This is a genomic window from Novosphingobium sp. (assembly GCF_027531025.1).
Lineage (GTDB): Bacteria > Pseudomonadota > Alphaproteobacteria > Sphingomonadales > Sphingomonadaceae > Novosphingobium.
In genome coordinates this window covers 146,341-165,205 of sequence record NZ_JAPZQX010000002.1, presented here as the reverse complement: position 1 = coordinate 165,205, position 18,865 = coordinate 146,341, and the positions used below count along the sequence as shown (strand labels likewise).

20 protein-coding genes and 1 other RNA gene are annotated in these 18,865 nt (G+C 66.1%); 10 read left to right on the top strand and 11 right to left on the bottom strand.

Annotated elements, in window-relative coordinates:
• Nucleotides 1-28: 28 nt before the first annotated feature.
• The 6 genes from O9281_RS01290 to O9281_RS01265 all read right to left on the bottom strand — a co-directional run bounded on the left by O9281_RS01290 (nucleotide 29) and on the right by O9281_RS01265 (nucleotide 3,296).
• Nucleotides 29-274 carry a hypothetical protein gene (locus tag O9281_RS01290; RefSeq protein ID WP_298181961.1) on the bottom strand — a complete coding sequence of 82 codons (246 nt, stop codon included), beginning with the start codon at nucleotides 272-274 and terminating at the stop codon, nucleotides 29-31.
• 75 nt (nucleotides 275-349) lie between these two features.
• Nucleotides 350-601 carry a DUF465 domain-containing protein gene (locus O9281_RS01285; protein ID WP_298181959.1) on the bottom strand — a complete coding sequence of 84 codons (252 nt, stop codon included), beginning with the start codon at nucleotides 599-601 and terminating at the stop codon, nucleotides 350-352.
• A gap of 132 nt (nucleotides 602-733) precedes the next feature.
• Complete coding sequence (gene ndk, locus O9281_RS01280; protein WP_298181957.1) at nucleotides 734-1,156, bottom strand: nucleoside-diphosphate kinase; 423 nt, start codon at nucleotides 1,154-1,156, stop codon at nucleotides 734-736.
• Between the two features lie 89 nt (nucleotides 1,157-1,245).
• Nucleotides 1,246-1,680, bottom strand: coding sequence for a DNA polymerase III subunit chi (locus tag O9281_RS01275; RefSeq protein ID WP_298181955.1), 435 nt, complete (start codon nucleotides 1,678-1,680; stop codon nucleotides 1,246-1,248).
• Complete coding sequence (locus O9281_RS01270) at nucleotides 1,680-1,829, bottom strand: DUF2256 domain-containing protein (RefSeq protein ID WP_298181953.1); 150 nt, start codon at nucleotides 1,827-1,829, stop codon at nucleotides 1,680-1,682. The genes O9281_RS01275 and O9281_RS01270 overlap by 1 nt, the downstream gene beginning before the upstream one ends.
• 3 nt (nucleotides 1,830-1,832) lie before the next feature.
• Entirely contained in the window at nucleotides 1,833-3,296 is a 1,464-nt protein-coding gene (locus O9281_RS01265; protein ID WP_298181951.1) for a leucyl aminopeptidase, read from the bottom strand.
• Between the two features lie 104 nt (nucleotides 3,297-3,400).
• Between O9281_RS01265 and O9281_RS01260 the strand changes: the two genes are divergently transcribed.
• From O9281_RS01260 to rsmA, 4 genes are all read left to right on the top strand, one after another.
• Nucleotides 3,401-5,668 carry an LPS assembly protein LptD gene (locus O9281_RS01260; protein WP_298181949.1) on the top strand — a complete coding sequence of 756 codons (2,268 nt, stop codon included), beginning with the start codon at nucleotides 3,401-3,403 and terminating at the stop codon, nucleotides 5,666-5,668.
• A gap of 153 nt (nucleotides 5,669-5,821) precedes the next feature.
• Nucleotides 5,822-7,159: a peptidylprolyl isomerase gene (locus O9281_RS01255; protein ID WP_298181947.1), complete on the top strand. Its 1,338-nt coding sequence runs from the start codon at nucleotides 5,822-5,824 to the stop codon at nucleotides 7,157-7,159.
• 7 nt (nucleotides 7,160-7,166) lie between these two features.
• The gene (gene pdxA / locus O9281_RS01250; protein WP_298181945.1) at nucleotides 7,167-8,180 is read left to right on the top strand and encodes a 4-hydroxythreonine-4-phosphate dehydrogenase PdxA; all 1,014 of its coding nucleotides are present in this window, start codon (nucleotides 7,167-7,169) and stop codon (nucleotides 8,178-8,180) included.
• Nucleotides 8,173-8,991: a 16S rRNA (adenine(1518)-N(6)/adenine(1519)-N(6))-dimethyltransferase RsmA gene (gene rsmA / locus O9281_RS01245; protein WP_298181943.1), complete on the top strand. Its 819-nt coding sequence runs from the start codon at nucleotides 8,173-8,175 to the stop codon at nucleotides 8,989-8,991. The genes pdxA and rsmA overlap by 8 nt, the downstream gene beginning before the upstream one ends.
• On the opposite strand, the gene O9281_RS01240 is transcribed toward rsmA, so the two are convergent.
• The 3 genes from O9281_RS01240 to O9281_RS01230 form a co-directional block, all read right to left on the bottom strand.
• A complete protein-coding gene (locus tag O9281_RS01240) occupies nucleotides 8,980-9,402 on the bottom strand; it encodes a DUF3703 domain-containing protein (RefSeq protein ID WP_298181941.1) in 423 nt (140 codons plus the stop codon). The genes rsmA and O9281_RS01240 overlap by 12 nt on opposite strands.
• A 78-nt stretch (nucleotides 9,403-9,480) precedes the next feature.
• A complete protein-coding gene (locus O9281_RS01235; protein WP_298181938.1) occupies nucleotides 9,481-10,155 on the bottom strand; it encodes an AraC family transcriptional regulator in 675 nt (224 codons plus the stop codon).
• 44 nt (nucleotides 10,156-10,199) lie between these two features.
• Nucleotides 10,200-12,260, bottom strand: coding sequence for a malate synthase G (locus O9281_RS01230; RefSeq protein ID WP_298181936.1), 2,061 nt, complete (start codon nucleotides 12,258-12,260; stop codon nucleotides 10,200-10,202).
• A gap of 156 nt (nucleotides 12,261-12,416) precedes the next feature.
• Here O9281_RS01230 and O9281_RS01225 point away from each other — a divergent pair, with 156 nt between their 5' ends.
• The 4 genes from O9281_RS01225 (at nucleotide 12,417) to O9281_RS01210 (ending at nucleotide 16,261) form a co-directional block, all read left to right on the top strand.
• Nucleotides 12,417-13,628, top strand: coding sequence for a hydrolase (locus O9281_RS01225; protein ID WP_298181934.1), 1,212 nt, complete (start codon nucleotides 12,417-12,419; stop codon nucleotides 13,626-13,628).
• Entirely contained in the window at nucleotides 13,625-14,656 is a 1,032-nt protein-coding gene (locus O9281_RS01220) for an arginine N-succinyltransferase (RefSeq protein WP_298181932.1), read from the top strand. Before O9281_RS01225 ends, O9281_RS01220 begins: the two co-directional genes overlap by 4 nt.
• Nucleotides 14,657-14,659: 3 nt before the next feature.
• Nucleotides 14,660-15,910: an N-succinylarginine dihydrolase gene (locus O9281_RS01215; RefSeq protein ID WP_298181930.1), complete on the top strand. Its 1,251-nt coding sequence runs from the start codon at nucleotides 14,660-14,662 to the stop codon at nucleotides 15,908-15,910.
• A gap of 108 nt (nucleotides 15,911-16,018) precedes the next feature.
• On the top strand, nucleotides 16,019-16,261 hold the full coding sequence (locus O9281_RS01210; protein WP_298181929.1) for a hypothetical protein: 243 nt from the start codon (nucleotides 16,019-16,021) through the stop codon (nucleotides 16,259-16,261).
• 49 nt (nucleotides 16,262-16,310) lie between these two features.
• On the opposite strand, the gene ssrA is transcribed toward O9281_RS01210, so the two are convergent.
• Nucleotides 16,311-16,675: a transfer-messenger RNA gene (gene ssrA, locus O9281_RS01205) on the bottom strand.
• Nucleotides 16,676-16,717: 42 nt separating this feature from the next.
• Nucleotides 16,718-17,125 (bottom strand): large conductance mechanosensitive channel protein MscL, encoded by a 408-nt coding sequence (mscL, locus tag O9281_RS01200; protein WP_298181927.1) that lies wholly within the window; start codon nucleotides 17,123-17,125, stop codon nucleotides 16,718-16,720.
• A gap of 194 nt (nucleotides 17,126-17,319) precedes the next feature.
• Here mscL and O9281_RS01195 point away from each other — a divergent pair, with 194 nt between their 5' ends.
• Both O9281_RS01195 and O9281_RS01190 read left to right on the top strand, forming a co-directional pair.
• Complete coding sequence (locus O9281_RS01195; RefSeq protein WP_298181925.1) at nucleotides 17,320-18,000, top strand: LemA family protein; 681 nt, start codon at nucleotides 17,320-17,322, stop codon at nucleotides 17,998-18,000.
• Nucleotides 18,001-18,033: 33 nt separating this feature from the next.
• Nucleotides 18,034-18,864: a YgcG family protein gene (locus O9281_RS01190; protein WP_298181924.1), complete on the top strand. Its 831-nt coding sequence runs from the start codon at nucleotides 18,034-18,036 to the stop codon at nucleotides 18,862-18,864.
• Nucleotide 18,865 lies beyond the last annotated feature (1 nt).

The following is an 18,865-nucleotide window of genomic DNA, read 5'->3' as shown; positions in this document are numbered from 1 at the left end:
GCCTGCCAGGCTGGATAGTCAAACGTTCTTATATCTCGCTGCCATCCACCATCGGGCGGCTTTCGCGGGTGCCCTTGTAGCGGGCATCGGGTTCGGTCGGGCCGGGGCTGATCACCACGTGATCGGCATGGACTTCGAGCAGGGTGCCGACGAAGGGCCAGTCTTCCATCGTCGAGACGCGGTAACTGACCGTATCGCCAACCTTGAAGGTGGCGGGATCGAAATTGAACTGGAACGGGCAATCCTCGCCGCCGTCTCCGCCCATGCCTTTCATGCCGTGCTCTCCTTTGCGGGCGAGCCTAGGCGATCCGCGTCATTTTGCGAAGAGCAATGACGCGGATCGGCGCAATCAGGCCGCAGCCCTGGCCTTCGCCAGCATTGCGGAAATCTCGTCGACCAGGGCCAGTCGCTGCTTCTTCAGCGTTTCGGCATATTCGTCAGAGGTGTTCTCGATTCCCGCCTCGATCCGATGAATCTCGCCGTTTACCGCATGGTAGCGGTCCGCAAGGGTCACGAAATGGGGATTGTTCAGCTTCAGGTCGTGGAGCAGCGCGTGATCGTTCGGGAACTCGGCGGCCAGCTCGTGCGGGGTATTCGACATGGAGGCTCCTCTCTTGGATGAGGGAACTATAGCCTGCTGCGGCTTGCCGCCGCCTTGCGCTGGGTCAAATCGCCAAAGAAAAAGGGCCGTCGGATCGCTCCGGCGGCCCTTTTCAAGCGGCAGCCCTACAGCTTAGCCGACGATTTCTTCTGGCTTGAAGAAGAACGCGATTTCGATCGCGGCGTTCTCGTCCGAGTCCGAGCCGTGGACGGTGTTCTCACCGATCGACAGGGCATAGGTCTTGCGAATGGTGCCTTCGGCGGCATCGGCCGGGTTGGTGGCGCCCATCACTTCGCGGTTACGAGCGACGGCGTCTTCGCCTTCCAGAACCTGCACGACAACCGGCTCGCTCATCATGAAATCGCACAGTTCGCCGAAGAAGGGACGCTCGCGGTGAACGCCGTAAAAGCCTTCGGCCTGTTCGCGGGTCATGTGGATGCGCTTCGAAGCGACGACGCGCAGGCCGGCTTCTTCCAGCATCTTGGTGACCGCCCCGGTCAGGTTGCGGCGGGTGGCATCGGGCTTGATGATCGAAAAGGTGCGGGTAACCGCCATGGTGTTCGTCCTTGGAAAACTGAGGGGCAATATTATGCGTTTGGAAAAGCTGGCGCGCCCCTAGCGGGGAAAATGCTGCTCTGCAAGAATCACAGGACCTTGGTCCAGCGGCCCTCGTCCTGCCGCCAAAAATTGCGCACCACGCTGTCGCGTCCGTCGAGCGCGCGCCAGGTGCCACGAGCGGCCTCGATGGTCGCACCGTCGAACAGCAGGAAGGCACGGGCAAAGCCCAGCGCGGCTTCGTGCCACACCCCATCGGCCAGGATGACATAGCGCGCGCCATTCGCGGGCTGCGGCTGGTCGGCCAGCAGGATCGGCTGGCGGGCATCGTGCGCCCCGCCGGACAGACCGTGGGCGAGGAAGATTTCCGCCCCGGCCCACAGCCGTTCGCTGATCCGGCCGGTCAGGGCGTCGTCGGCCGAGACCACCAGTAGCCGCTCGCCCGCCTTGAGCGTATTGCGCGCCAGCAGCGGCACCACCACTTCGGCGGGATCGCGGCTCAGCTGGTAGAAATCGACCTGCATCAGACGCCACCCTTAGAGCGCCGGCAGCGATCGGAACAGTACTTCACATTGTCCCAATCGCGTTCCCACTTCTTGCGCCAGGCGAACGGGAGGCCGCAAGCGGCGCAGATCTTGGTCGGCAGGTCTGCCTTGCGCCGCATGCGCGGCATGGCTCAGCCTTCCAGGTTGTCGCGCACGAAGCGGTCAAGCACGCGCACGCCATAGCCGGTCGCGCCCTTGTCCCAGGTCTGGCCCGGCTTGTTGGCCCAGACCATCCCGGCGATGTCGAGGTGCGCCCAGGGCATGCCCTTGTCGACATAGCGACCGATGAACTGCGCGGCGGTGATCGAGCCGCCTTCGCGCGGGCCGACATTCTTCATGTCGGCAATCGGGCTATCGATCAGCTTGTCATAGGCCGGGCCCAGCGGCTGGCGCCACAGCTTGTCACCCGAGGCCTCACCGGCGGCGAGGAGCTTGGCGGCCAGATCATCATCGTTGGCGAACATGCCGCCATATTCGTGGCCCAGCGCAATGATCATCGCCCCGGTCAGGGTGGCAAGATCGATGATAGCGGCGGGGGCAAATTCCTTCTGCGTCCAGGTGATCGCATCGCACAGCACCAGTCGCCCTTCGGCATCGGTATTGATCACTTCAACCGTCTGGCCCGACATGGTGGTGACCACGTCACCGGGGCGCTGGGCATTGCCATCGGGCATGTTCTCAACCAGGCCGCAGATGCCGACGACGTTGGCCTTGGCCTTGCGCTTGGCCAGGGCCAGCATGACGCCCGCGACGGCGCCTGCGCCGCCCATGTCCCACTTCATGTCTTCCATGCCGGCCGGCGGCTTCAGGCTGATCCCGCCGGTATCGAAAGTCACGCCCTTGCCGACGAAGGCAGTGGGCTTGCCGCCCGCCGGGCCGCCGTTCCATTCCATCACCAGCAGCTTGGGTTCGCGCACCGAGCCCTGCGCCACGCCCAGCAGCGCGCCCATGCCCAGCGCGGCCATCTCGTCGCGGTCAAGCACGCGGATCTTCACGCCGGTGCCATCCAGCCGCTTATGGGCGCGCTCGACGAAGCTGGCGGGGTAGATCACGTTGGCCGGTTCGGTCACCAGCTCGCGGGTGAACTCCACTCCTTCGGCCAGCGCCGCTTCCACGGCCCAGGCAGCTTCGGTGCCGTCGGGCGCACCGGCAACGCGGATCGTCTTGAGGCTGGGCTTCTGCTCCTCGCTCAGCTTGGTGCGATAAAGGTCATAGCGCCAGGCCCGCAGCCGTGCCCCCAGCAGCACGGCGGCCACTTCGACGGGGGCCAGGCGGGTGCCGGTGAAGTCGATCGTCAGAACCGCCGCGCCCGAAGTCAGGAAGCGGGCGGTCAGCGCCGCCCCGGCGCGCTCCAGCGCGGCGATGCGGTCCTTGGCCTTGGCATCCCCGGCCCCGGCCAGCGCGGCCCGGACGACAGCGCCATCACGCGCCACGAAGGCATCGCAGGCCTGCCCGGCCTTGCCGGTAAACCGTGCCGCCTTGGCCGCTTCCAGCACCACTGCCTCGAGATCGGCGGGCAAGGCATCCTGATCGACAATACGGGCAACGGGGGAGACGGTAGCGGCAAGGGGACCGGCGACGAATTCGATCTGCATGAAGGCTCCGGAAGAAGGATCTTGCGGCAGGGCGATTGTCTGCCCCGGTCCGCTGTTGGTTAGCGTGGATTGCAGTTAGGCGCGGGCGGTGCGATAGGCAACCCATGCCTCGTTCCGCGCGGTTGCGCCTGCCCTGCCCGAATTCCGCGTCGCTGCGCTGGAAATCCAGCGCCCTTGCGGCGGCCCTGACGCTGGGCGCGCCCGCCGTTTACGCGCAGGAGGCGAATCCGCCCGCACCGCCGGCCGACGAGCGGGGCGATGAGCAAGACGGGGCGCCGATTGCCTTCGAAGCCGATGGTGTCAGCTATGATGACGCCAGCGACAGCGTGACCGCCTTCGGCAATGTGGTGATGCGCCGCAATGGTCAGTCGGTCCGCGCGGACAAGCTCGTCTGGAACCGCAAGACCGGCGAGGTCGAGGCCAGCGGCAGCATCCGATTCGTCGATAACGATGGCAACCAGCTGTTCAGCGACAAGCTTACCCTTGATGATGACCTGCGCGCCGGGGCGATGGAAAACATGCTGCTGGCCCTGCGCGAAGGCGGGCGGCTGGCCGCCGCCAGCGGTCAGCGCGCGCCCGATGGCACAGTGGTGCTGTCCAACGCGGTTTATTCCGCCTGCGCGGTGGAGGATAGCGAAGGCTGCCCGGTCAGGCCCAGCTGGCGGATCACTGCCGAGCGGGTGATCTATGACGATGCCAAGAAGCTGATCCGCTTCAAGGGCGCGCGGCTGGAACTGTTCGGAGCGCGGCTGCTGCCGCTGCCGGGGCTGATGCTGGCGAGCGACGGGCGGCCGATTTCGGGCCTGCTGATTCCGGACGTGCGCCTGTCGGCGTCGAACGGGGTGGAGTTTTCGCAGACCTATTACAAGCGCCTGGGCAACAACCGTGACCTGGCCGTCACCGGCTATGTCTACACCGAGGCGCTGCCGATGGTCTCGGCGCAGTACCGGCAGCTGACCAGCACGGGCGCATTCCAGGTTACCGGTTATGCCACCCGCGGTTCGCGCATCCCGATCGGCGTGGGCGGCGGCGGCAGCCAGAACGATTTCCGCGGCTACCTGGGCGCCAATGGCAAGCTGCAGTTCGATCCCAACTGGAGCCTGACCGTTTCGGGACGCCTGGCCTCCGACCGCACTTTCCTGCGCCGCTATGACATCAGCCGCGACGATCGGCTGCGCAGCGTGATCGAGGCCGAGCGCATCGATGAGAATTCCTATCTCTCGATCTCTGGCTGGGCCACCCAGACGCTGCGAGTGGCCGATGCCCAGGGACAGGTGCCGATCGCCCTGCCGGTGATCGACTATCGCCGCCGGTTGAGTGACCCGGTACTGGGCGGCAAGGTCGAACTGCAGTTCAACAGTCTCGCGATCACCCGGACCAGCGGGCAGGATACCCAGCGCGCCTTCGCCAGCGCGCGGTGGGACCTGCGGCGGATCACCAGCATGGGTCAGGAAATCACGCTGACCGCCCTGGCGCGCGGCGATGTCTACAATTCGGACGAGAACGGCCTGACCGCGACGGCGATCTATCGCGGCAATCCCGGCTGGCAGCACCGCGCTATCGGCATGGCCGCAGTCGATGTGAAATGGCCGCTGATCGGCGGGTTCCTGGGCGGCAATCAGGTGCTGACCCCACGCTTCCAGGTCGTCGCCAGCCCGACGCTGCGCAACCTGGCGATCCCGAACGAGGATGCCCGCGCGATCGATCTCGAGGATTCGAACCTGTTCGCGCTCAACCGCTTCCCCGGCTATGACCGGGTCGAGGACGGGGTGCGCTTTACCTATGGGTTCGACTGGCAGTGGGAACGGCCCGGCTGGCGGGTGGCAACCACGATCGGCCAGTCCTATCGCCTGACCAACCGGCCGACACTGCTGCCGGATGGAACCGGGCTGTCCAGCCGCCTGTCCGACATCGTCGGGCGGACCGAGATCCGCTACAAGGATTTCGTCAAGCTCACGCACCGGTTCCGGCTCGACAAGGACAACTTCGCCGTCCGCCGCAACGAGATCGATGCGACTATCGGCAACGAGCGGACCTATGCCGAGGTCGGCTATCTGCGGCTCAACCGCAATATCGCGACGGTGGAAGACCTCAAGGACCGCGAGGAACTGCGCGTGGCCGGCCGCGTCGCCTTTGCCCGCTACTGGTCGCTGTTCGGCTCGGGTGTGTTCAACCTGACCGGCAAGAACGAGGATCCGGCCTCGACCGACGATGGCTTCCAGGCGCTGCGCACGCGGCTTGGTGTGGCCTATGCGGATGACTGCCTGGAACTGGCATTCACCTGGCGGCGCGATTTCGTGGCAACGGGCGATGCGCGGCGCGGCAATACCTTCCAGGTCAGCATTGCCGTGCGTAACCTTGGATTCCGCTGATCGGGGATTTGCGGGCTGACGGCAAACGCGCTATCCGCCGCGGCGGTAGTAGCCCGATCAGCTTGGGTTAAGCCAGCCGGCGGCACATGCGCCGGCAAGTTCGGCGCAGAACAGGTCCGCGCCGCTAAGGGGATTGAAGACACGGTGACACGCATGTCCATTTCGCGCCGACCGTTCCGCATCGCTCTGGCCGCCGGGGTACTCGCCCTGGCCGGCGGAGCTATCGCGCAGGATATCGCAGGCGGCTCGGGCGGGCTGGTCCTGCCGGACAACCCGAATTTCTTCGGCAAGAACGATCCCAACAACCGCAAAGCCACCGTGGTGATCAATGGCGAGATCATCACCGGCACCGACATCGACCAGCGCGTGGCCCTGCTCGTGGCGGCCAGCGGTGGCAAGATCGAGGAAGAGGAACTCAAGCGCCTGAAGCTGCAGGTGCTGCGCAACCTGATGGACGAAACGCTCCAGATCCAGGAAGCCGCCGCCCAGAAGGTCGAGGTTGAGCCCGAAGAGGTCGAGCAGACCTATGCCCGCATCGCCTCGCAGAACTTTGGCCAGGATCCCAAGGCGATGGACGCCTACCTGGCGCGGATTGGCTCCTCGCCGGCTTCGCTCAAGCGGCAGATCCGGGGCGAATTGTCGTGGCAGCGGCTACTACGCCGCAATGTCCAGCCCTTCGTCAACGTGTCCGACGAGGAAGTGCGTGAAGTGCTGAAGCGGATGCAGGAAGCCAAGGGCACCGAGGAATATCGCGTCGGCGAAATCTTCCTCTCGGCCACGGCCGAAAACCGCGAGGCGGTGTTGGCCAATGCCACCCGCATCGTTGAACAGCTGCGCCAGGGCGGCAGCTTTGTCGGCTATGCCCGCCAGTTTTCCGAAGCCTCGACCGCGTCGGTCGGCGGCGATCTTGGCTGGGTCCGGCTCGGCCAGCTGCCGGTCGAACTGGGCGCGGCCCTTCAGGGCCTGCCGACTGGCCAGCTCGCCGGTCCGATCGAGATCCGCGGCGGCTTTTCGATCGTGGCGCTGATCGACAAGCGCCAGGTGCTGACTGCCGATCCGCGCGACGCCTTGCTCAGCCTCAAGCAGATCTCGATCGCCTTTGCCCCTGGCACGACCGAGGCCCAGGCCAATGCCCGCGCCAGGACCTTCGCCGAAGCGATGAGCGGGGCGCGCGGTTGCGGCGCAGCCGATGAAATCGCCGCCGCGCAAGGCGCCGAAGTGGTCAACAATGACCAGATCAAGGCGCGCGACCTGCCCGGGCCGCTCCAGAACCTGGTGCTGGGCATGACGCTGGGCGAAGTGACCCCGCCATTCGGTTCGATCCAGGATGGCGTGCGCGTGCTGATGCTGTGCGGCCGCGACGATCCCAAGGATGCCTCCGCGCCGAACTTCGAACAGATCCAGGGCCAGATTGAGGACGAACGCGTCAACAAGCGCGCCCAGGCCTATCTGCGGGATCTGCGGCGCGATGCCGTGATCGATTACGACTGATCGCGCGATGAGCGAACTGCCGCTCGTCGTGTCGCTGGGCGATCCGGCGGGCGTCGGCCCCGAACTGATCGCTGCGGCCTGGGCCGCACGCGAGATAGAACTGCTGCCCCCTTTTGTCGTTGCGGGCGGAGCCTCGGTGCTGACTGCCGCGGCCGAAGCGCGCGGACTGTCGGTGCCGGTGCGCGAGGTGTTCCATCCGGCCGAAGCGCTCGACCTGTTCGACCTGGTGCTGCCGGTGCTGGCCGGAGCCGATGGCGATTACACCCCTGGCGCACCCGACCGGGCCGGCGCCGAACTGGCGCTCGCCTCGCTGAGCGAGGCGACCGAACTGACCCGCGCAGGCGACTGCTCCGGGCTGGTCACGGGTCCGATTGCCAAGGCCCTGCTGGCCGAGGTCGGCTTCGATCATCCCGGCCAGACCGAATTTGTCGCGGCGGCCTGCGGCGTGGATGCCGAAGATGCCGTGATGATGCTGGCCGGGCCGTCCTTGCGGACTGTGCCGCTCACCGTACACGTCGCGCTCTCGACCGTACCCGGCCTGATCACGACCGACCTGATCGTGGCCAAGGCCCGGATCGTCGCCCGCGCGCTGGCCCAGGATTTCGGCCTTGCCGCCCCGCGCCTGGCGATTGCCGCGCTTAACCCCCATGCCGGCGAAAACGGGCGGATGGGGGATGAGGACCAGGCCGTGATCGCCCCGGCGATTGCGATCTTGCGGGCCGAAGGGATCGACGCGAGCGGCCCGCACCCAGCCGACGCGCTGTTCACGCCGCGCGCGCGGGCCACTTACGATGCAGCCCTGTGCATGTATCACGACCAGGCGCTGGTACCGCTGAAAGCGCTCGATTTCGACGCGGGCGTAAACGTCACGCTGGGCCTGCCGATCGTCCGCACCAGCCCCGATCACGGGACCGCTTTTGGAATTGCCGGCCGGGGTGTCGCCGATCCCGGCGCGACCATCGCCGCGATCCGCATGGCTGGCGAAATCGCTGCGCGGCGGGCAGGCGCAGACCTTGGCTGACCTGCCGCCCCTGCGCGATGTCATCAATCGCCACGGCCTGTTCGCCTCCAAGGCGCTGGGCCAAAATTTCCTGTTCGACGAGCAATTGCTGGACCGGATCGCGGCAATCCCCGGCAAGCTCAAGGGACAACAGGTCCTCGAAGTCGGCCCCGGCCCCGGCGGCCTGACCCGCGCGCTCTTGCGGGCCGGGGCGCAGGTCACCGCGATTGAGATGGACCGGCGCTGCCTGCCCGCGCTGGCCGAACTGGCCGAGGCCTTTCCGGGCCAGCTCACGGTGATCGAGGGCGATGCGACCAAGGTCGCTCACGGGATCGAAGGTCCGTTCCATATCGTTGCCAACCTGCCCTACAATGTCGGCACGGCCCTGTTCACCGGCTGGCTGGGGGGTGAGGCTTGGCCCCCGCAATGGGCCAGCCTGACGCTGATGTTCCAGCTTGAAGTCGCGCAGCGGATCGTCGCCGAGGCTGGCAGCGATGCCTATGGCCGCCTGGCCGTGCTGGCCCAGTGGCGTTCGAGCTCGAAGATCGCGATGAAGGTCCACCGCAGCGCCTTCACCCCGCCGCCCAAGGTGATGAGCGCCATTGTCCACGTGACACCGGCCGACATGCCCGAGGGTGTTTCCGCCCGCACGCTCGAACGCCTGACCGAAGCTGCCTTCGGCCAGCGCCGCAAGATGCTGCGCCAGAGCCTCAAGGGCCTGCCCGGCGCGCTCGCTGCGCTGGATGCGCTCGGCATTGACCCGGCCCGCCGCGCTGAAACGCTGAGTGTGGCGGAATTCGTGGCAATCGCCCGGTCGCTGTCAGCGACCTAGGAACCATAGGCCGCCAAAGGCCAGGGCGGCGATACCGAACCGCATCGCCACATCGCGCCATACGCTGTAACCGGCCAGTTCGACCGCCAGATCGCCTTGCAGCGGCACCGGCTTGACCGGGCTGATATTGGCACCGCCGGGATTGCCCTTGGGCAGCCAGCCAACCAGCCAAAACAGCGGCGAGCCGATCAGCCGGGTAATCTGGCCTCGCGCCTCGCGCCAGTCCCCCGTTTTGCGCGCGATCCGCAACATGCCCCAATGCGATCGCAGGTGCCGGATCAGCCAGCGCTGCCCCAGGATATGCGCTCGCTCCAGTTCGGCAAAGGCCTGGGCATAGTCACCCTTCCGTTCGGCCAACCAGGCCCGGTCCATGGCCTGTTCGAACAGGTCCCTCAACCGCTTGCGATCCATTCAATCCTCCGATGCGACACGTCTGGCGGGACATTAAGGTAGTCTGCCCGCCAGCGTCTTGAACGGAACGGTCGCCCCTCAGGCCACAACCTGGGCCAGCGCTGCCGGGGTAATCCCTAGCATCGACCGGGTGGTGCGAGTGAAATGCGCCTGGTCCGAAAACCCCCCCAGAAGTGCAGCCTCGGCCGGGGTGGCTCCATCGATCATGGCCTCGCAGGCGCGGCGGACCGCTGCCCAGCGGCGCCAGCCAGCCAAGGTCATGCCCAGCTGGCGGGCGGCAATGGCCCGCAGCCGTTCGGGCGACAGGCCGACTTTCCGCGCGATCCCGGCGAGGTCATTTCGCAGAGCAGCCGGACCGCTGAGCAGGTTGATTGCCGCCTGCAATCGTGGATCGATCGGCTCCGCCAGGCGTGCATCAAGCAGGCGATCAAGCCGCCGCTGGATATCATCAACCAGTTGGACCGGTTCGTCCGGCAGGCTGGCCAGCAAGGCCGCGCCGATATCGCTGGTCGGCTCAACCAGATAGACACGTCCTTGCGCCAGCGGCAGCAGACGGTGGGGAACATGCGGTCGCACCACGATCCCAGGCCCGACGAACTGCCGGCCATTCGCCAGTTCGACCCGGCAATCGGCCCCGATCACAACCTGGATGGCAACGTGGCTGTGCGGCCGATTATCCCCCGTGCCGCCATCGAACCGGACGTACCTGTCTTCGAAGGTTACCCGTCCCTGCCAGTGATCCGCGCTGCCCATACCCGGCACCCTATCAGATGCCGGGGGCAATCGGCCAGTGGCGCTCAGCCGCCCTTCTTCACCCGCCGCCACTGGTGGAGCAGCGGTTCGGTATAGCCGCTCGGCTGCTCGACACCCTTGAACACCAGGTCCAGCGCGGCGCGGAAAGCCGGGGCCTCTTCGTTGCTAACCAGCGGCTCATACAGCGGATCGCCCGCGTTCTGGGCATCGACCTTGGCCGCCATGCGCCGGAGCGAGTCCATGATCTGCTCCTGCGTGCAGACACCGTGCAGCAGCCAGTTGGCCATGTGTTGCGATGAAATGCGCAGCGTCGCGCGGTCTTCCATCAGGCCAACGTCGTTGATGTCCGGCACCTTGGAGCAGCCAACGCCCTGGTCGATCCAGCGCACCACATAGCCCAGCAAGCCCTGCGCGTTGTTGTCCAGCTCGGCGCGGACTTCCTCATCCGACCAGTTGGTCCCGGCGGCGAGCGGCACGGTCAGCAGCGGTTCGAGGCCCGGCGTGGGCTTGTCCGCCAGCTCGCGCTGCACGGCAAAGACATCGACCGCGTGGTAATGCATCGCGTGGAGCGTCGCGGCGGTGGGCGATGGCACCCAGGCGGTGTTGGCGCCAGACTTCGGGTGGCCGATCTTTTGGACCATCATCTCGCCCATCAGATCGGGCGCGGCCCACATGCCTTTGCCGATCTGCGCCTTGCCCGAAAGCCCGCAGGACAGGCCGATCTGGACGTTGCGGGCTTCATAGGCGGCGATCCAGGAAGAGGCCTTCATGTCGGCCTTGCGGATCATCGCCCCGGCCCGCATCGAGGTGTGGATTTCATCCCCGGTGCGGTCAAGGAAGCCGGTGTTGATGAAGACAATCCGGTCCTTCACCGCATGGATGCAGGCGGCGAGGTTGGCGGAAGTGCGGCGTTCCTCGTCCATCACGCCCACCTTCACGGTGTGGCGCGGCAGGCCCAGCAGGTCTTCGACCGCATCGAACAGGTCATTGGTAAAGGCGCATTCCTCAGGCCCATGCTGCTTGGGCTTGACGATGTAGATCGAGCCATGACGGCTGTTACCAAACCGGCACAGCCCACGCACATCGTGCGCACCAATCGCGCTGGTCACCACCGCATCCATGATCCCTTCCGGGATCTCGCTGCCATCGGCCAGCAGGATCGCCGGGTTGGTCATCAGGTGGCCGACATTGCGAACGAACAGCAGGCTGCGGCCCGGCAGGGTCAGGTCGCCCCAGACCCGGTCACCATTGAGCGTGCGGGTCATCGTCCGCCCGCCCTTCTCGAAGGTTTCGGCGAGGTCGCCCCGGATCACGCCCAGCCAGTTGCGATAGGCATTGAGCTTGTCCTCGCCATCGACCGCGGCGACCGAATCCTCGAGGTCGCAGATCGTGGTCAGCGCTGATTCCAGGATCACGTCGGCGATGCTGAGCGGATCGGTCTTGCCGACCGGGTGCGCCGGATCGACCACCACTTCGATGTGCAGGCCATTGTTGCGGAACAGGTAGCCGCCGGGCTTGCTGGCCACGAGGTATTCACAGGCCTCGCCGGCCAGCGCCGCTTCCCAGCCGGGAATGGCGCTGTTCAGGAACTTGCGCGCCGCTGCGATCACGGCTGCGCCGCGGTCCTCGTCATAGCCGCCCGGGCGGGCCGGCGGGGCATCGAGCGCGTCGGTGCCGTAATAGGCGTCATAGAGGCTGCCCCAGCGGGCATTGGCGGCGTTAAGCAGGAAGCGCGCGTTGAGCACCGGCACCACCAGCTGCGGACCCGCCATGGTGGCGATCTCCGGATCGACGTTCTGTGTGCCGACCTGGAACGGTGCCGGTTCGGGCACCAGGTAGCCGATCTCGCGCAGGAAGGCCTGGTATTCGGCCGCATCGATCGGCTGGTCGGCGCGGGCCGTGTGCCAGGCATCGATCTGCGCCTGCAGGTCATCGCGCTTGGCCAGCAGCGCACGGTTTACCGGCACGAAGCGGTCGGTCAGCGCGGCGAAACCGGCCCAGAACTGCGCCACATCGCGGCCCAACGGGGCAACCACTTCGTTCTCGATGAAGGCGGCCAGCGCCGCGTCAACCTTCAGCCCGGACCGTTCAACCCTGTCGCTCATCTTTCCTCGCACGCATGGAATCGCACAGCGCATGAGCGCGCTGCCGATAGGTTCATCAACGATCCCGGGGAGGAAGTCACGCGCCTATGCCGCAGTTGCGAAGGGAAGGCAACGGGGGTTGGACTGCCCGCCCGCCTCGGCTAGAGGTGGTAACACATGCAACAACTTACCCCCGCCGAAGCCGCGCTGGTCGCCAGCGTCGATGCCGCGCCGATGCTGAACCAGGTCCTGGCCTGGAGCGCGATCAACACCGGCACGGGCAACCTTGGTGGGCTGGCGCAATATGTCGCGCTGCTGGCCGATGCATTTGCCGAGTTGCCCGGAGAAATCACGCTGGTCGATCCCGCGCCGGTCAAGGCCGTCGCCGCCGATGGGCGCGAGATCGATGTCACCTATGGCAAGCACCTGGTCCTGCGGGTCCGCCCCGGCGCCAACCGCCGCCTGCTGCTGACGGGGCATATGGATACTGTCTTCCCGGCCGATCATTCGTTCCAGGCTACCCGCTGGCTGGACGAGCAGACGTTGAACGGCCCCGGCGTGGCCGACATGAAGGGCGGCATCGCGGTGATCCTGGCCGCTCTCAAGGCCTTTGAAGGCAGCGCGGCCGCCTCGGGCGTGGGCTATGACGTGCTGCTGAATTCCGACGAGGAAACCGGCAGCCTGTCCTCCGCGCCGCTGATCGCACAGCTGGCGGCGGGCAAGCTCGCAGCGCTGACTTACGAACCAGCGGCCCTGCCCGATGGCACCCTGGCCGGTGCGCGCGGCGGCAGCGGAAACTACAGCCTGATCGTGACCGGCAGGTCGGCCCATGCCGGGCGCAACCCGCAGGACGGGCGCAACGCGATCGTCGCCGCCGCCGCCTTGGCGCTGGGGCTGAAGGCGCTGGAGCGACCCGGTCTGTCGATCAATCCGGCCAAGATCGACGGTGGCAGCGCAAACAATGTGGTGCCCGATCATGCCGTGCTGCGCTTCAACATCCGCCCGATGGAAACCGAGCTGGCGGAATGGTTCGAACTGCAGATCAAGCAGTTGATAGCCACTGTTGCGGCGGAACATGACGTTTCGATCCATCGCCACGGCGGGATCAGCCGCCCGCCCAAGCCGCTCACCCCACCAGCCGAGCGCCTGTTCGAACTGGTCCGGGATTGCGGAGCGGCGCTGGGCCAGTCGATCCGCTGGCAAAGCTCCGGCGGTGTCTGCGATGGCAACAATATCGCCGCATGCGGGGTGCCCGTGGTCGATACCATGGGCGTGCGCGGCGGTTCGATCCATTCGCCTGACGAGTTCCTGATCGTCCCCAGCCTGGCCGAGCGCGCGCAATTGTCCGCGCTGGTCCTGCATCGCCTTGCTTCCGGAGTTTCCCTGTGACGTTCGTAATCCGCGCGGCCAATGCCGACGATCTGCAGCACCTCTATGAAATGGCGAAACGCACCGGCGGGGGCTTCACCAACCTGCCGCCCGATCGCAAGGCGCTGACTGCCAAGCTGGAGCGCGGGGCCGCCGCCTTTGCCCGCACCGAAGAGGCCGTGGGCGATGACCTGTTCGTCTTCGTGCTGGAAAACACCGCCACCGGCGAAGTGCGCGGTACTTGCCAGATCTTTTCGGCAGTCGGCCTGAAGTGGCCGTTCTATTCCTACCGGATCGGCGCGCTGACCCAGCACAGCGAGGAATTGGGACGAACTTTCCGGGCCGATATCCTGAACTTGTCGACCGATCTTGAGGGCGCCTCAGAAGTCGGCGGGCTGTTCCTGCACCCCGGTGAACGCGCCGGTGGGCTGGGCATGCTGATCGCCCGCAGCCGCTATCTCTTCATCCGCAACCACCGCGCCCGCTTTGCCGACCGGTGTCTGGCCGAACTGCGCGGCGTGATCGACGAGGCCGGTGGATCGCCTTTCTGGGACGGGGTGGCCGGGCGCTTCTTCGGGATGAATTTCCAGGACGCGGACGAGTTCAACGCCAAGTTCGGCAACCAGTTCATCGCCGACCTAATGCCCAAGCACCCGGTCTATATCGCCATGCTGTCCGACGCGGCCAAGGCGGTGATCGGCGTGCCGCACCCTTCGGGCCGCGCCGCGATGCGGATGCTGGAGGAAGAGGGCTTCGCCTGGGAGAATTACATCGACATCTTCGATGGCGGCCCGACCATGACCGTGAGGACCGACCAGATCCGCTCGATCCGCGAGGCTAAGGATGATGTCGTGGTTGCGATCGAACCTGCGCTGGGAGATCACAAGACTGGCGAAAAGCGGCTGCTGGCCACCGGCAAGCTGGCCGAATTCCGCACCGCCTATGGCTGGGTTGACCAGCGTGACGGCGGGATCGCGCTCGATCCTGCCAGCGCCGCACTGCTGGGGGTGGAGCCCGGCATGACTGTCACTCATGTTGCGCGGGGTTGAGCCATGAGCCTGGTTGAAATCAACTTCGACGGGATCGTCGGCCCCAGCCACAATTACGCCGGCCTCAGCCTGGGCAATATCGCCTCGGCCAGCAATGCCGGTGACACTTCCTATCCCCGTGCGGCAGCGCTGCAGGGGCTGGGCAAGATGCGTCACAACCTGGGGCTGGGCCTGACGCAAGGCTTCCTGCTGCCCCTGCCCCGGCCGAATGGCGCATTCCTTGCGGCAATCGGCGCCGACGGGACCGAGGACCGGCGACTGCTGGCCGCTGCCTGGTCAGCCAGCTCGATGTGGACCGCCAATGCCGCCACCGTTTCGCCCGCGCCCGATACGGCGGACGGGCGCTGCCACCTGACGGCGGCCAACCTGGTCACCATGCCGCATCGCAGCCAGGAATGGCCAGATACGGTCAAGCAGCTGCGGATCGCTTTTGCCGATGCGACGCACTTTGCCGTGCACGACGCTGTCCCCACCTGCTTCGGCGATGAAGGCGCGGCCAATCACATGCGCATGGGCAGTGCCCACGGCGCACCGGGCATTGAGATCTTCGTCTATGGCAAGAGTGGCGGCCCCTTCCCCGCCCGCCAGCACGAACAGGCCAGCCGTGCGGTCGCCCGGCTGCACGGGCTAGACCCAGCACGAACCCTGTTCGTCGAGCAGAACCCCGAGGCGATTGCCGCCGGCGCTTTCCACAATGACGTGGTGGCCGTGGCCAACGAGCGGGTGCTGTTCACCCACGAACAGGCCTTTGCCGATCCTGAGGGTACTTACGCGGCGATCCGCGCCGCGCTGCCCGAAGCGGAAATCGTGGTGGTTCCGGCCGACGCCGTCAGCCTGGCTGATGCGATCAAGTCCTATCTGTTCAACGCCCAGCTCCTGACCCTGCCCTCTGGCGAGCAGGCACTGGTGATCCCGCTGGAAGCCTGGGAGCATCCGCGCGTTCGGGCCTGGCTCGACGGCATGCTGGCCAGCAATGGCCCGATCCGCCGGGTCCTGCCGGTCGATGTGCGCCAGTCGATGGCCAATGGCGGCGGACCGGCCTGCCTGCGGCTGCGGGTGGTGGCCGATCCGGCCACGGTCGATCCGCGTTTCCTGCTCGATGAGGCGAAGATCGCCCGGATCGAGGCAGTGGTCGCCGCGCACTGGCCCGAGGCGATCCGGCCCGATCAGCTGGGCGATCCGGCTCTGGCGGAACAGATCATCGCCGCGCGGCTGGCGCTGCTGGAAGCGCTCGACCTCGGCGAACTCGCCTGATCGTCGGAACCGTTTACATTCGGGACAGTCGTTAACCAGCGACTTGCGCGGACTTGCAATGCTGGCATGATGGTTGCTCAGCATCCTGTTAAGGAAATGCGAGGACCCATGCTCAGCAAGATCGGCCGCCTGTTTGTGATCAAGTCGCCGATCGAGGCCTACCTCATCATCTATGCCCTGGCCCTGGGTGCGGTTGAACGCGGCACGATCTATCTGTCGAAGTTCCCCGGCTGGGGCGGCAAGCTGCTGTTTCTGGCCTGCACCGGCGCGGTGTTCATGGCCGGGGCCAAGATCCTCGACTGCCTCAAGCACGAACAGCGCCTGAAAGCGCAATCCGAACCGGCTTCCTGATGGTGGGAGAGGTGGAGGGATTCTGTTGCTAGGCTCCCTCCGGGCCCCCGGTTTCCGATTCTGTTACCCGGTTCGGTCCGAACCGTGCTTTCGCTTTATAACTTCAGGGCGTTAGCCCCTAGAATTACGCGGCGAGAGCAAGTGCTTCGTTGTCGTTGGCACTTGTGCGTTTTGAGCCTTTAACGGGTTACTCAGCCCGGACGAAAACAGCGCTTTTCAACACACGTCGATCCTAGTTCGGCCCCATCAACACCTCTGCGACAACAGAGCCCCGCGGATGCGGGATGGTGATGGTGGAGCCGCCGGGTACCGCCCCCGGGTCCGCTGCGCCTATTGCACGCCGCAATTTATCGCCATAGCCGGGCGAACCCGGCAGAGCCGTATATAGGTGCGCCCGGCCCAAATGAAAAGGGCGGGAGGATCGCCCCCGCCCTTTCCGATCGGCTGTACCTCTGCCTACTTCTTCAGCGCGTCGCGGATTTCGGCCAGCAGTTCCACCTCGCTCGGCCCGGTCGGCGCAGCGGGCGGCGGCGGCATCAGCTTGTTGGCCTGGCGCACGATCAGAAAGATCACGAAGGCCAGGATCAGGAAGTTGATCACCGCAGTGATGAAGCTGCCCCAGGCGATCACCGTTGCCCCGGCCGCCTTGGCTGCGGCAAGCGTGGCCCCGGCCGGGGCCTCTCCCGCCAGAACGGTATACTTGTTCGAGAAATCGACCCCGCCGGTAATGAAGCCGATCACCGGCATGATCACGTCATCGGTCAGCGACGAAACGATCTTGCCGAAGGCCGCGCCGATGATCACCCCGACCGCCAGGTCCAGCACATTGCCACGGGCAATGAACGCCTTGAATTCACTAAGCATTTCGCCTCCCCTTTGCTTCATCCAGCGAAGGGGAAAGCCTGCCATGAAAGTCATGACGTCACAACAATCAATTGCCGCACACAATTGTCGCATAACGATTTTCGACGAGCGGTGCTTGAACCCCCCGCCCCCTGCGCTACATCTCTGCCTTGTCGCGGCAGGATCTGCCGTATCTGGAAGAGGAAGCGCATCGCATGACTGTTGCCATCCATCGCCGTTTCGGTCGTTTCGCCCTCGTTGCCGCTGCCGCCGCCGCGCTAGCCGGCTGCGGGATCAACTCGGTTCCCACCGCCGAGGAAAACGCCAAAGCCAAGTGGGCTGACGTGGAAAGCGCCTATCAGCGCCGCGCCGACCTGGTCCCGGCCCTGGTCGAAACCACCAAGGGTGCCGCCGCTTCGGAAACCCAGATCCTGACCAACGTGACTAACGCCCGCGCCGCGGCGACCTCGATCAACGTGCGGACCGAGGACCTCTCGGACCCGGCCACTTTCGAGAAGTTCCAGAGCGCGCAAAACCAGCTGACCCAGGCGCTGGGCCAGCTGCGCACCGTGGTGGAGAACTATCCACAGCTGCAAAGCCAGGCCCGCTTTGCCGACCTGATGGTGCAGCTGGAAGGGACGGAAAACCGGATCAACGTCGCCCGCACCCGCTACAACGAGGCGGTGCAGGAGTATAACACCACGATCCGCACCTTCCCTGACGCGATCGGTGCAAAGCTGATCCACGGGGCAAAGCCGATGGTGCCGTTCAAGGCCGATCCGGGCGCCTCCGCCGCGCCGAAGGTCGACTTCGGCACCACCCCGGCCGCGCCTGCCGCCGCCCCAGCCAACGACAACGCCGCCACCCCGGCCTCACCCGCCGCGGCGGCGCAGTAAGCCGAAAGGCCGCACGGCAAGGCAGAGCGCGCCATGCGCCAGATCGTCCTGTGGCTTTGCGCCGTGCTGGCGCCGCTGTTCCTGGCGGTGTCCGGCACGAGCGCAAGCGCCGCCATGCCGGCTCGTCCGGACGGGCCGGTGCTCGATGCCGCCGGGATCATTCCCGATGCGGACGAGGCGCAGCTCGATGCCAGGCTGCGCGCCTATAACCGCGACACCGGCCGGGCAATCGTTGTCGCCACGGTCCCCTCGCTCGATGACCAGCCGGTCGATGCCTATGCCCAGTCACTGGCCGAGGCCTGGGACATCGGCGGGGCGGAGACCGAACAGGGCGTGCTGTTCCTGATCGCGCCGACCGAACGCCGCATGCGCATCCACACCGCACGCGGCGTGCAGGAACGCCTGCCCGACGTGCTGGCCGGGCGGATCATCCGCGACACGGTGACGCCCCGGTTCAAGGCCAAGGACTTTCCCGGCGGGATCGCGGCCGGGGTCGATGCCATCATCGCCCAGCTCAACCGCGATCCTGCCGATACCAAGGCGATCGCCGAAGCCGCGGCAGCAGCCCAACGCAAGGGTGCGGACGACGGCGTCAGCGTCGGGGCGGTGATCTTCTGGATCGTCCTCATCGTCTTCCTGATTGCCCTGTTCAGCCGGGGACGACGGCGGCGCGGCTATCGCCGCCATTCCGACGCCGGGATCGTTCTGTGGGAAGTCGGCAACCTCGCCGCCAACATCGCCGCCAACGTGGCCATCAATGCCGCGTTTGGCGGCAATGGCGACAGCGGCGGAGACAGCGGGTTTGGTGGTTTTGGCGGCGGCGGCAGCGGCTTTGACGGCGGCGGCGCCTCGGGAGACTGGTAAG